The following is a 12,173-nucleotide window of genomic DNA, read 5'->3' as shown; positions in this document are numbered from 1 at the left end:
GCTTCAATGACAATGACGGGGCGCAAAGCATATCATGTTGGCAACATTCCCACAGCCCGAGAACGCTCAGTGACTTCCCCGATGGATACATTGAAACAACAACTGACCAGCCTGCTGCAATACCGCCCCCTCTGGCAGGCAGCCTTTGTGGTTTCCGTGCTGGCCATCGGGTTTCTTGCGACAACCGACAGCCCTCATGCCATACCATCATCGTCGAACGACAAGGTGAACCACCTTATCGCCTTCCTCGAGCTCACCATCCTGACCCGGCTGGCCTGGCCGGAGCTCCGGGCCATCTGGTTTGCACCGGCACTGCTGGGCTTTGGCCTTGGCATTGAGCTTATCCAGGCAACCCTGCCCTACCGGGAATTTTCCCTGGCCGATCTGGCTGCGGACGGCGCAGGCATCGCCATCGGACTTCTTCCCTGGCCCGGCATCCGAAACGCCGGAAAACCGGATTTGCGAAATTCGCCAGAATCCCTGTGAGATATTTCTTACAAAGGCGTGAGATCTTGCAGTGACATTGCGTGCGCGGCAGATCCAGAAGCACTGTAGGGAAAAGCTAACTTGCTGATAATTATGTTTTATTGGATAAGCCTGCGCCGATATCCGTTGCGACGCGTGCACAGTTCACACGTTTGTCAGAATCCAGTTGGTATATTGTTGTCGTCAAGGATGACAGGGAAAAGGACGACGCACTGGACGCACCCCGGCACGGACTGCAGGGAGAGGTAAGGACACAAGGACGCCTCGCTTAAGGGATAACTATTTGGATGGCCGGCTCGGATGCCGGCACCACGGAGTGGCTCAAGGATCTCGCAACACGGCTGTTGCCCAATGCGCAAGGATGCGCCGACCTGTTCCGAGAAAGGGTAACCGCATGGTTGCCCTTTATTTTTTATTTCCTCCTTTTTTCACTTCAGATTCGTTACTGGCTTTTCTCGGCCAAATAGATTCGAACCCGATTGAACTCCTCGAATTCGTGCAGATCCGGCCAGGTCCGGGCCTCAATCGTTGCCTGCCTGCGATAGGCACTGTCACCCAACACTTTCATCCGCGAATCCGCCAGTAGCACCCGGGGTACCGCCTCGCGAAAGACGCGGAGCAGCGGCCGGTTTTCGGGATCGTAGAGCACATCCGCCGCTGTCACGACATCCAGATCCTCAGGTCGGTCTGCCCAGTCACAGCAAAGGCCAACGGAAACACCATTGAGGGCAGCGTTGGCACTGGCTGCGTCCAGCGCTGCCGGATCAATATCACAGGCGATGGCTTCGCGGGCTCCCGCCATCGCAGCCGCTACAGCCACTATTCCCGATCCGGAGCCGAAGTCCAGGACCCGCTTGCCCTCAACCCACCGGGGATTGTCCAGAATCCAGCTGGCAAGCACCTGGCCGCTGGCCCAGCAGAAAGACCAGTAGGCAGGTTCGGCAACCACAGCCTGGGCCTCTTCGTGGGATAACGGCCCCTCAAGCACGGTCGGGTCAAAGAGGTACAGGGCAACGCGTTCACAGCCGGCAGGACGGGAAACGGCCACCCGGCCTCGGGCGAGGGTTTTGCGCAGGTGCTGATTCAGACAGTCCGCTGACATGGGGTATCCAACCTCGAATTTCACGAAGGCGCCATTGTACCCGTGACCAGTGCGGGAAACAGGCGGCGACAAGCAGAAAACACCCATTTCCGCTATACTGCCGCCTCCATCTGACAACTGGTTTACCGCTGAAATGGCAAGCAGACCCGACACCGACGACTACCTTTCCCTGTTCCTGAATAACGTGCCGCTGATGGACGTCAGGGCACCGGTGGAGTTCAGCCGTGGCAGCTTTCCGAATACCGAAAACGCGCCCCTGATGAACGATGAGGAGCGCCACCGGGTCGGCATCTGTTACAAAGAAAAAGGCCAGGACAAGGCCATTGAGCTGGGCCATCAGCTGGTTTCCGGTGATATCAAGGCCCAACGCATTGAAGCCTGGAAGCGCTTTGTGGCCCGCCATCCGAACGGCTACCTGTTCTGTTTTCGGGGCGGTCTGCGCTCCCGGCTCACCCAGCAGTGGATCCGGGATGCCGGCATTGACTACCCGCTGGTTAAAGGCGGCTACAAGGCATTGCGCCGATTCCTGATCGACAGCCTGGAAGCCCAGATCGAATCCGGCGAGTTCCGTATTCTCAGCGGGCGCACCGGTACCGGCAAAACACGGGTTCTGCAACAACTGCCGAATCCGGTGGATCTTGAAGGCCTTGCCAACCACCGGGGTTCCAGTTTCGGGCGACAGGTAACGCCTCAACCTTCACAGATCGATTTCGAGAACCGGCTGGCCGTGGCCATTCTCAAAGCCCGTCATTTCAACGATGGCCCGGTTTACCTGGAAGATGAAAGCCGCCTCGTGGGGCGTTGCGCCCTCCCCGAATCGCTCAAGGATCGCATGGCCGAGTCGCCGCTGCTGATTCTTGAGCAACCCATGAAAGAGCGTGTTGCCATTATCCGGGAAGACTATGTTGAAGGCATGCTTGCGGATTACGTAAACCGCGACGGAGCCGAAGCGGGCTGGCTGAATTTCCGGGACTACCTGTTGAGTGCCCTTGACCGAATTCGCAAGCGCCTTGGCGGTGAGCGGCACAAACAGCTGCGCGGTCTGATGGAAGAGGCGCTGGTGCAGCAGGAAAACACCGGACAGACTGGCGCGCATAACGCATGGATTCAGGCGCTGCTTCAGGACTATTACGACCCCATGTACGACTACCAATTGAGCCAGAAAGAGGGCCGGATTCTTGTCCGCGGAGGCCCCGGAACCATTGTCGATTGGGCCAACAAGAGCTCGATTGCGTAAGGCACTGACTGAATATTTCGCCTGCGATACACACCCCTGACATTTGTCTGCTATATAGAGAAGTAGACCAATCACGTTGTTGCAGGATTTTGCCGGTTAATCCGACACTTAAGAAAAATACCAACGAACAAGGAGTCCTTTATGGAAGATCTATTTGGCGCTGAAGGCGGTGCCTCGGAACTCATGAATCAGGCGATGTCCCTGGTCATGACTTACGCACCGAAAGTCGTCCTGGCCATAGTCACATTGATTGTAGGCCTGTGGCTGATCAACCGATTTGTCGGCGTGCTCGATACCAAACTGGGCAAGAAAGACCCGACCCTGAACAAATTCCTCTGCGGCCTTCTCAGCGTAATCCTCAAGATTCTGCTGCTGATTTCCGTCGCCTCCATGGTTGGCATCGCCACCACATCCTTTATCGCCATTGTCGGTGCCGCCGGTCTGGCGGTGGGCCTGGCGCTGCAGGGCAGTCTCGCCAACTTCGCCGGCGGCGTCCTGATCCTGATTTTCAAGCCGTTCAAGGTAGGCGATGTCATCGACGCCCAGGGCTACCTGGGCTCCGTCAGGGAAATCTCCATTCTCTACACCATTGTCGACACCTTTGATAACCGGCGCATCATCATCCCCAATGGTCAACTGGCCAACGCCAGCCTGACCAACCTGAGCGCCTATGAAACCCGTCGCTGCGACATGAGCTTCGGCATCGGCTACGGTGATGACATCGACAAGGCCAAGGCCGTCTGCAAGCGACTCATTGAGGAAGACGAGCGCGCACTGAAAGACCCCGAGCCGCTGATCGTTGTTGGCGCCCTCGGCGAAAGCTCCGTCGACCTGACCGTTCGGGCCTGGACCAAGTCCGCTGACCTCTGGCCCTTCTACTGGGACATGCATGAGAAAGTGAAGAAAGCATTCGACGCCGAGGGCATCAGCATTCCGTTCCCCCAGCGCGATGTGCATATGATTAAAACCGACTGAGATTCGCGATCGGTTGCTCATTGATACATCCGGTTACTCGCAAACTGCGTAACCTCAACTAAGCTGACCATTAATGGCGGGGTTTACGGACCCCGCCAGGCCATCGGGGCCAGGTAATCCGATCAACATAGGCTCCGGAACGCTGTCATTGCTGGTAGGAGGTTGTCACTATGCCGGTACAGCAGTTGAAGGAATTCCTCGATGAGGCAGGTGTGGAATACATGTGCCTCTCCCACCCGCCTGCATTTACCGCCCAGGAACTCGCCCACCACGTCAAGATTGCCGGCGACCGTGTCGTTAAAACGGTGATCATCGAGCTGGATGGCAAAATGGCGATGCTGGTGATGCCGGCGACCTGGCGAATCCGCTGGGACAGGCTATCCCGCATCCTCGACACCGACTTTCTTGACCTCGCTGACGAGCAGGAATTCCAGGATCGCTTCCCGGATTGCGAGGTAGGCGCCATGCCCCCCTTTGGCAACCTGTTCGGAATGACCGTCTACTGTGCCGAAGCCCTGACCGAACAGCCAGAGCTGGCGTTTGCAGCAGGTAGTCATAGCGAATCGGTGCACATGAAAACCTCGGATTTCCTGACCCTGGTGCAACCCATGGTCCTTAACCAGGGCTTCAACAAACCCGGAGCCCAGAAGCCCGCCTGGCTTGTCAAGGGCCGTCGCCGACCTGATGACGCTGCCGAGCCGCGGGTATCAGGGATGGCTGGCTATTGAGGATTTTCCTGCCGGCTTGATCCCGGTCTCTTGTCTGGCTGCCGTCATCGCGTAAACTGAGGGCATCAGACAGGAAACCGATATGACTCAAGTCTTTGATATTGTCGTAGTTGGTGCCGGCATGGTCGGCGCCGCTCTCGCCACTGGCCTTGGCCAGAATGGCTTCCGCGTTGCCCTCGTCGACCGGGCCCCGCCCCACGACTTTGACCCGGAAAGCGCCCCGGACATCCGGGTTTCTGCCCTGAGCGCCGGCAGTGAGCGCTATCTGCAGAGCCTTGGCGCCTGGGACCACATCCTGGGGATGCGCGCGACGCCCTACAAGCGACTGGCCGTGTGGGATGAAACCCGCTATCCACTCCAGAACCTGGTGCCCCGAAAACTGGCTGAGGTCCAATTCGACGCCACCGAGCTGGGCGCCCACCACTTGGGACACATCGTTGAAAACTCGGTGACTCAGCAGGCGCTCTGGAAAACCGCCGAGGCATGCCCGCAGGTTTCCCTGTTCCACGGCCCGGGTGTTGCCTTACTGGAACAGGCTGGCGATGCAGCCACCGTTACTCTGGATGATGGCCTCAAGCTGGTAGCAAACCTTGTGGTCGGCGCCGACGGTGCCCAATCCCGGATCCGCGACCTGGCCGGCATCGGCACTGCCCGAAACCAGTACGACCAGCAGGCGATGGTCATCTCTGTGCGTTATCAGGGGCCGGTCGAGGACATTACCTGGCAGGGCTTCCACCCGTCCGGTCCCAGAGCCTTTCTGCCACTTCACAGCGCCGGCCCAGAACATCCCGGTGAAAGCTGGGGCTCCCTGGTCTGGTACGATTCACCCGAAGAGCTCGCTCGCCTGAAAACCCTGGATGACAGCGCGCTGATGAACGAGATCCAGTCGTCGTTTCCCGCGAGCCTGCCGCTGCTGACACACATCCACAGCAAGGCCTCGTTTCCCATCGCCCGCCAGCACGCCAAACAGTACCACTCCGGACGGGTCGTCCTGGCTGGCGACTCGGCCCACACCATCAACCCGCTGGCCGGACAGGGCGTAAACCTTGGCTTCCAGGATGCGCAGGCCCTGCAAGCAGTCCTCAAGGAAGCCAAGCGGGCCGGAGATGATCTGGCCACTCCAAAGTGGCTTAACCTCTATGAGCAACAGCGCCGACCGGCGAACCGCAGAATGATGCTGACCATGGATGTGTTCTACCATCTGTTCAGCAACCGGATTCCACCCGTCCACCTGCTGCGCAACCTCGGCCTCGGCGCCGCCCGCGCCCTGCCCTTCGCCCGCAACCGGGTTGCCCGCTACGCCATGGGCATCGACGAGGAACTGCCAGCCGTGGTCAGGCAGATAACTTCCCGGATTCCCGGCCTTAGTCAGCTTTGAAGCCAAACAACAATCCCAAGGACACGCGAGAAGGAGCCACCATGTCAGAGACGATTTTCACCAAGATCATCAACCGGGAAATCCCCGCCGACATCCTGTACGAGGACGATATCGCCCTGGCGTTCAGTGACATCAATCCTCAGGCGCCGGTGCATTTTCTGGTCATCCCGAAAAAGGCCATCGCCACCATTAACGACATCACCGAAGAAGATCGGGAACTGGTGGGGCATCTGTACCTGGTGGCAGCGAAGATTGCCAAGGAGAAAGGGTTTGCCGAAGACGGCTATAGGGTGGTCATGAACTGCGGGGAAAACTCCGGGCAGACCGTGTTTCACATACATCTGCACGTACTTGCCGGCAAGCCGCTAGGCTGGCCTCCGTATACCGACAAAATGAAGCAGGGCTGATTGTTTTAGGCTTGGGTGCCGGCAAGCGGTCCGGTAATGCTGTTTGGGACACGCTCAAGGCATCCATGCGCGCTTAGCTTTCGCCATCCCTGGCGAAAGATAGTCCCAAACAGCATTACCGGCCCACTTGCTCAAACCTGGGAACAATCGCTCGCAGGTGCCCGATTGTCTTTTTTGTTAACGGAGCAGGCTGACTCCCAGCTCTGATCGGACGGCGTGTGGTGCGGCTTTCCCTCAAGGTCTGACTCCCTAGCGGCCGACGACTTTCTCAGCCTCTTCCACCGGCGTATGACGAACGTCCTCGCCTTTGACCATGAAGATCACGTTCTCGGCAATATTGCAGGCGTGGTCACCCACCCTCTCCAGTGCGCGGAGTACCCACATCACCGACATGCACCGTGAGATGTTACGGGTATCTTCCATCATGAACGTCAGCAGGGTACGGGCCGCTGCCTGATATTCCTCATCGACGCGCTTGTCTTCCTTCATGATCCGCAGGGCCTGCTCGGAATCCAACCGGGCAAAGGCATCCAGGGCATCGTGAAGCATGCTGAGCACGTGGGTGCCAATGTGGCGGACTTCCACGTAGCCGCGCGGGGCCTGGCCTTCTTCCTGCAGTTTGATGGCCAGCTTGGCGATCTTCTTGGCTTCATCGCCAACGCGCTCCAGGTCCGCCACCATCTTGATGACCGAGATCACCAGACGCAGATCCCGTGCCGTCGGCTGACGACGGGCAATGATCAGGGTGGCCTCCTCGTCGATTTCCACTTCCATCCGGTCAACTTTCTTGTCGTTGGCGCGGATCTCGTCGGCCAGATGGCCATCGCCATCCACCAGGGCCTGAATGGCGTTCTCGACCTGGGATTCTACCATGCCACCCATTTTCAGGAACTCGGTCTTGAGTTCCATCAGTTCGTTATTGAACTTATGGGAGATGTGATCCCCGTAAACTTCGTCCTTCTTCGTAGGCATACTGTTCTTCTCCAAAATTCCTCAGGTCCGGAATCAGCCGAAACGCCCGGTGATGTAGGACTCGGTCAGTTCATGTTCCGGCGAGGTGAATACCTTGTTGGTCTCGTTCACTTCCACCAGGTGTCCCAGGTGGAAGTAAGCCGTGCGGTGGGATACCCGGGCCGCCTGCTGCATCGAGTGGGTCACGATGACGATCGTGTAGCTCTCGGACAGTTCGGCAATCAGCTCTTCCACTTTTGCGGTGGCGATGGGGTCCAGAGCCGAGCAGGGCTCATCCATCAGCACCACTTCCGGGCTCACGGCAATGGCTCGTGCAATACACAGACGCTGTTGCTGGCCGCCGGACATGCCGGTTGCGTTGGCGTCCAGGCGATCCTTTACCTCTTCCCAAAGGCCGGCCTTGCGCAGGCTGTTTTCCACAATCTCGTCCAGATCCGACTTGCGGTTGGCCAGGCCGTGAATCCGGGGGCCGTAAGCCACGTTGTCATAGATGGACTTGGGAAAGGGGTTCGGCTTCTGAAATACCATACCGACCCTGGCCCGCAGTTCGACCACATCCCGCTTGGGGTCGTAAATGTCGTGGTCTTCCAATTGCAGGGAACCCTTCACACGACAGATATCGATGCTGTCGTTCATGCGATTCAGGCAGCGCAGGAAGGTGGACTTGCCGCAACCGGATGGGCCAATGAAGGCAATGACTTCGTTACGGCCAATATCGAGGCTGATCTTCTTGATCGCGGGAGCATCGCCGTAGAACACTTCGACATCACGAAGCTTGAACTTCGGGTCGTCCGAGAACGGCTTACCGACGGTTTTGCCCTCTTCAATGATGGTTTCAGCGGGCTTTGATTCCTGAACTGGCACGGCGACCTCATCCGGTTGGCTAACTTCACTGGCAATGGTTGTATTCACACTATTCATCTTGATTCTCCTTACCACCGGCGCTCGAGACGTTTACGCATCCAGATGGCCAATGCGTTCATACTGATCAGGAAGGCCAGCAGCACCATAATGGCTGCCGACGCTCGCTCAATAAAGGCCAGCTCCGGGCTGCCCGCCCACAGGAAAACCTGTACAGGCAGAACCGTAGCCGAATCAAAGAACCCGTCCGGCACATCCACAATGAACGCCACCATACCGATCAGCAGCAGCGGTGCGGTTTCACCCAGTGCCTGGGCCATACCGATGATCGAACCGGTGAGCATGCCCGGCATGGCCAGCGGTAGCACATGATGCAGAACCACCTGCATCTTGGATGCGCCGATACCTTCAGCGGCCTCGCGGATCGAGGGCGGTACGCTTTTGATCGCGGCCCGGCTGGAAATGATGATGGTCGGCAGCGTCATCAATGTCAGAACCAGACCACCAACCACAGGAACCGAACGTGGCATCCCGAACAGGTTGATAAACACCGCGAGGCCAAGCAGGCCAAAGATGATGGATGGTACCGCCGCCAGATTGTTGATATTCACTTCGATGAAATCGGTAAATTTGTTCTGGGGCGCAAACTCTTCCAGATAGATCGCTGCGGCGACACCGATCGGGAACGACAGTATCAGGGTGACGAACATGGTCAGCAGCGAACCGACAATAGCCCCGAGAATACCCGCCTTGGAGGGATCACGGGAATCGCCGCCACTGAAGAACACATCATTGAACGATGTCTCGATAACGTCCCGCTCGAAAAGATCATCTACCCAGGCTTTTTGCTGGTCGTTCAGCTTGATCGAGTAGGCATCATCCCCTGCATGCTTGACGTAGACATCCACGTCCGTGTGCGTGAGAAATGTCATGGTCTGGGTGGTACCCAACCACTCGGGGTTTGCCTTCAGGGCATCCCGGAGCGTCACCGAGGCGTAGGGATTGATCAGTTCGCGAACCTGTTTCCGGTCCTCCTCCGTTGCTCCGGGGATCTCCTTGATCAGCGCCTGAACCAGAGGCTCGACAAAATCGGCCATCTTGATCTGACGCTCGTCCGTGGGATCATCCAGGTACATCATTTCACCATCCAACTGCACATCCATGGTGATGGTGGTCTTCACGAAGCCGGTATAACCCTTGCCGATGATATCGGTGAACAGGATTAACAGGGCCCCCAGGGCAATGGCGATGGCCATGATGCCGTAGGCGCGGAAACGGCGTTCCTTACGGTAGCGTCGCTTGAGCGACTGGCGGACAATCTCCGCCTGTGAACGTTGGTCAGTCATACTGTTCCCGATATTTGCGTACGATTTTCAGTGCAATGACGTTGAGCAACAGGGTTGCCAGGAAGAGCATGGCGCCCAATGCGAAGGCGGCCAGCGTCTTGGCGCTGTCGAATTCCTGGTCACCGGTAAGCAGGGTCACGATTTGCACGGTCACGGTGGTAACGGTTTCCAGCGGGTTGGCCGTCAGGTTGGCCGCCAGCCCTGCGGCCATGACCACGATCATGGTTTCACCAATGGCCCGGGAGACCGCCAGCAGAATACCGCCCATGATGCCGGGCAGTGCAGCCGGGAAAATCACCTTCTTCATGGTCTCGGACTGGGTGGCTCCGAGCGCCAGAGAGCCATCACGCATGGCCTGGGGTACAGCATTGATCACGTCATCCGACAAGGAAGACACGAACGGAATGATCATGATGCCCATAACGGCACCGGCAGCCAGGGCACTCTGGCTTGATGCCTCGATGCCCATGGATGCGGCCAGATCGCTGATAAACGGCGCAACTGTCAGCGCGGCGAAGAACCCGTAAACCACGGTGGGAATACCCGCCAGCATTTCCAGCAACGGCTTGACCACACCACGCATCTTTCTACCCGCGTATTCCGACAGGTAAATGGCCGACAGCAAGCCCACCGGCACTGCCACAACCATGGCAATGGCAGAAATCAGCAAGGTACCTGTGAACAGGGGAATCATCCCGAAGGCACCCTGAGAAGCCACCTGATCAGCCCTCAGAGCGGTCTGGGGACTCCAATGACTACCAAAGATAAATTCAGTGAACGGTACCTTGCCAAAGAAACGAAAGGTCTCGAACGCCACTGAGAAAATGATTCCAACAGTGGTCAATATAGCCAGGGCCGCGCAGGCGAAAAATACCCATTTGAGAATGGACTCCACCTGGGCACGGGCATTCAGCCGCGGCCGGATTCTCAACCACCCGAGAAAACCGGCAAGCACGGCAACCGAGATAACCAGACCAGACATGAGGAACCGACTCTGCGTACGCAGCGATTGCAAACGCTCCGCAGCCTCCGCTATCGGGGCTTCAACGAAGCCTGGAGGCAAGGCTCCGCTGGCCACATTGCTGATTTTGCTCAACAGCAGGCTCGCTTCACCGTCGGTTGCCGGAATCATGCCGTCCGGCAGACCACCAATAACAATCAGCTGGATGACTTTGCCCTGGAATGCGGCCCATAAACCAAGCACGAGGAGGGCTGGAATGCCACTCCAGAATGCCGCTCGGGCTCCGTAGTAGAAAGGCAGGGATTTGAGATGACGGATCCCACCCAGCGGCACCGCCAACGACCGGGAACGAGCGTAACCAAGCCAATAGGCCACGATCGCCAGCACCAGAGTCAGTAATAAAAGATTAGCCGGTTGCATGAAAATTCCTGTATTCGACTTCGGATTGGCGCTCAGTTTACAGATTCACCTCTGCACTGGCACCGGATCGTCCTAACGTGCGAAAGGTGCGGGCCTCCATCGAGACCCGCACCTTCATTCTTGACCGGACGGCGGTCTTACTTGAGCTCGTCCAGGGTCAGGTTCGGCATGCTTTCTGCCTTATCCATCAGGTCCATCAGGGCAGCACGGGGCGGCACGATCAGGCCAACATCTTTCAGGTAGCCGTTCTGGCCCATGGCAGCGTTGCTGGTGAACTCACTGACATACTCCGCAATGCCAGGAACCACACCAACGTGTGCCTTCTTCACGTAGAAGAACAGCGAGCGCGCAACCGGATAGTCATCGGCAGCAATCGCTTCAGCGGTCGGTATCTTGCCATTCAGAGTAGCGGCCTGCAGACGGTCGGAGTTTTCTTCCATAAAGCTGTAGCCGAATACGCCGTACATGCCTGCATCGCCGATCAGTTTCTGAACGATCAGGTTATCGTTCTCACCCGCTTCGATAAAGGCGCCGTCTTCACGAACGCTTTCGCAGATGGAGGCGTGTTCGTCCTTGCCCAGGCTGGCGGCTTCAGGCAGCTGATCGCAACCAGCGGCCAGGGCCAACTCGTTAAAGGAATCACGGGTACCGGACGTCGGGGGCGGCCCCATTACACGAATCGGCTTGTTCGGCAGGCTGGAGTCAACGTCGCTCCAGTTTTTGTTCGGGTTGGCTACCCACTCGCCGTTAACAGGCACTTTGGAACCCAGGGCCAGGAACAGCTGCTCCAGAGTAAGGTCCAGGTTTTCGGCTTCTTTGGAGCTGGCAATCACAATGCCGTCAGAACCGATGCGAAATTCGGTGATGTCTGTCACTCCGTTGCTCTGGCAGAGCTCGAACTCGGACGTCTTCATGCGACGTGACGCGTTGGTGATGTCCGGGTGCTGGGTGCCGATGCCCTGGCAGAACAGCTTGAGACCGCCACCAGAACCCGTGGATTCCAGCTTGGGAGTGCTGAAGTCGGTCTTGGTGCCGAAGCGCTCGGCAACAACGGTTGCGAACGGATAAACAGTTGAGGAACCCACGATGCTGATGGTGTCACGGGCCATGGCCGGCGCAGACACGGCGGCTACGGAGCCAGCCAGTGCTACAGTCGCGAGTACTTTGTTCAGTTTCATCACGTCAAGTCTCCATTATTCGGTTTGGACGTTGTGTCGGATGTGCTTTACCGATGAATGCAGACTAAAGGCACTCTGTGACAACTTTGTTACAGCTTCTGAAATATAGTCTGGAATGTTTA

Annotated in this window: 12 protein-coding genes; 6 read left to right on the top strand and 6 right to left on the bottom strand. The window is 57.7% G+C overall.

Features of this window, described 5'->3' with window-relative positions; genetic code table 11:
- Nucleotides 1–81: 81 nt before the first annotated feature.
- The gene (locus tag CFT65_RS04100; RefSeq protein WP_088828150.1) at nucleotides 82–486 is read left to right on the top strand and encodes a VanZ family protein; all 405 of its coding nucleotides are present in this window, start codon (nucleotides 82–84) and stop codon (nucleotides 484–486) included.
- Between the two features lie 442 nt (nucleotides 487–928).
- On the opposite strand, the gene CFT65_RS04090 is transcribed toward CFT65_RS04100, so the two are convergent.
- Nucleotides 929–1,588, bottom strand: a complete 660-nt coding sequence (locus CFT65_RS04090) for a class I SAM-dependent methyltransferase (protein ID WP_088826740.1) — start codon at nucleotides 1,586–1,588, stop codon at nucleotides 929–931.
- A gap of 133 nt (nucleotides 1,589–1,721) precedes the next feature.
- On the opposite strand from CFT65_RS04090, the gene mnmH reads away from it, so the two are divergent.
- From mnmH to CFT65_RS04065, 5 genes are all read left to right on the top strand, one after another.
- Nucleotides 1,722–2,825 carry a tRNA 2-selenouridine(34) synthase MnmH gene (gene mnmH / locus CFT65_RS04085; protein WP_088828149.1) on the top strand — a complete coding sequence of 368 codons (1,104 nt, stop codon included), beginning with the start codon at nucleotides 1,722–1,724 and terminating at the stop codon, nucleotides 2,823–2,825.
- Nucleotides 2,826–2,966: 141 nt separating this feature from the next.
- Entirely contained in the window at nucleotides 2,967–3,800 is an 834-nt protein-coding gene (locus tag CFT65_RS04080) for a mechanosensitive ion channel family protein (RefSeq protein ID WP_088826739.1), read from the top strand.
- 170 nt (nucleotides 3,801–3,970) lie between these two features.
- Nucleotides 3,971–4,528 (top strand): aminoacyl-tRNA deacylase, encoded by a 558-nt coding sequence (locus CFT65_RS04075; protein WP_088826738.1) that lies wholly within the window; start codon nucleotides 3,971–3,973, stop codon nucleotides 4,526–4,528.
- Between the two features lie 82 nt (nucleotides 4,529–4,610).
- Entirely contained in the window at nucleotides 4,611–5,906 is a 1,296-nt protein-coding gene (locus CFT65_RS04070) for an FAD-dependent monooxygenase (protein WP_088826737.1), read from the top strand.
- Nucleotides 5,907–5,947: 41 nt separating this feature from the next.
- The gene (locus CFT65_RS04065) at nucleotides 5,948–6,313 is read left to right on the top strand and encodes a histidine triad nucleotide-binding protein (RefSeq protein WP_088826736.1); all 366 of its coding nucleotides are present in this window, start codon (nucleotides 5,948–5,950) and stop codon (nucleotides 6,311–6,313) included.
- A 249-nt stretch (nucleotides 6,314–6,562) separates the two neighbouring features.
- Here CFT65_RS04065 and phoU read toward each other — a convergent pair whose 3' ends face one another.
- The 5 genes from phoU to CFT65_RS04040 all read right to left on the bottom strand — a co-directional run bounded on the left by phoU (nucleotide 6,563) and on the right by CFT65_RS04040 (nucleotide 12,051).
- A complete protein-coding gene (phoU, locus tag CFT65_RS04060; protein ID WP_088558819.1) occupies nucleotides 6,563–7,285 on the bottom strand; it encodes a phosphate signaling complex protein PhoU in 723 nt (240 codons plus the stop codon).
- 33 nt (nucleotides 7,286–7,318) lie between these two features.
- On the bottom strand, nucleotides 7,319–8,206 hold the full coding sequence (gene pstB / locus CFT65_RS04055; protein WP_088826735.1) for a phosphate ABC transporter ATP-binding protein PstB: 888 nt from the start codon (nucleotides 8,204–8,206) through the stop codon (nucleotides 7,319–7,321).
- Nucleotides 8,207–8,217: 11 nt separating this feature from the next.
- Nucleotides 8,218–9,492 carry a phosphate ABC transporter permease PstA gene (gene pstA, locus CFT65_RS04050; RefSeq protein ID WP_088826734.1) on the bottom strand — a complete coding sequence of 425 codons (1,275 nt, stop codon included), beginning with the start codon at nucleotides 9,490–9,492 and terminating at the stop codon, nucleotides 8,218–8,220.
- Nucleotides 9,485–10,873: a phosphate ABC transporter permease subunit PstC gene (gene pstC, locus CFT65_RS04045; protein WP_088826733.1), complete on the bottom strand. Its 1,389-nt coding sequence runs from the start codon at nucleotides 10,871–10,873 to the stop codon at nucleotides 9,485–9,487. The genes pstA and pstC overlap by 8 nt, the downstream gene beginning before the upstream one ends.
- A 137-nt stretch (nucleotides 10,874–11,010) precedes the next feature.
- Entirely contained in the window at nucleotides 11,011–12,051 is a 1,041-nt protein-coding gene (locus tag CFT65_RS04040; protein ID WP_416376637.1) for a substrate-binding domain-containing protein, read from the bottom strand.
- Nucleotides 12,052–12,173 lie beyond the last annotated feature (122 nt).

This window comes from Marinobacter sp. es.048, from assembly GCF_900188435.1.
In the GTDB taxonomy this organism is placed as follows: Bacteria; Pseudomonadota; Gammaproteobacteria; order Pseudomonadales; family Oleiphilaceae; genus Marinobacter.
The sequence above is the reverse complement of the archived record's forward strand: the minus strand, read 5'-3'. Positions and strand labels throughout refer to the sequence as shown.

Bases quoted from the DNA above. Each gene is read 5' to 3' on its own strand.
- CFT65_RS04100 (WP_088828150.1), top strand. From the start codon at position 82: ATGGATACATTGAAACAACAACTGACCAGCCTGCTGCAATACCGCCCC.
- CFT65_RS04090 (WP_088826740.1), bottom strand. From the start codon at position 1,588: ATGTCAGCGGACTGTCTGAATCAGCACCTGCGCAAAACCCTCGCCCGA.
- mnmH (WP_088828149.1), top strand. From the start codon at position 1,722: ATGGCAAGCAGACCCGACACCGACGACTACCTTTCCCTGTTCCTGAAT.
- CFT65_RS04080 (WP_088826739.1), top strand. From the start codon at position 2,967: ATGGAAGATCTATTTGGCGCTGAAGGCGGTGCCTCGGAACTCATGAAT.
- CFT65_RS04075 (WP_088826738.1), top strand. From the start codon at position 3,971: ATGCCGGTACAGCAGTTGAAGGAATTCCTCGATGAGGCAGGTGTGGAA.
- CFT65_RS04070 (WP_088826737.1), top strand. From the start codon at position 4,611: ATGACTCAAGTCTTTGATATTGTCGTAGTTGGTGCCGGCATGGTCGGC.
- CFT65_RS04065 (WP_088826736.1), top strand. From the start codon at position 5,948: ATGTCAGAGACGATTTTCACCAAGATCATCAACCGGGAAATCCCCGCC.
- phoU (WP_088558819.1), bottom strand. From the start codon at position 7,285: ATGCCTACGAAGAAGGACGAAGTTTACGGGGATCACATCTCCCATAAG.
- pstB (WP_088826735.1), bottom strand. From the start codon at position 8,206: ATGAATAGTGTGAATACAACCATTGCCAGTGAAGTTAGCCAACCGGAT.
- pstA (WP_088826734.1), bottom strand. From the start codon at position 9,492: ATGACTGACCAACGTTCACAGGCGGAGATTGTCCGCCAGTCGCTCAAG.
- pstC (WP_088826733.1), bottom strand. From the start codon at position 10,873: ATGCAACCGGCTAATCTTTTATTACTGACTCTGGTGCTGGCGATCGTG.
- CFT65_RS04040 (WP_416376637.1), bottom strand. From the start codon at position 12,051: ATGAAACTGAACAAAGTACTCGCGACTGTAGCACTGGCTGGCTCCGTA.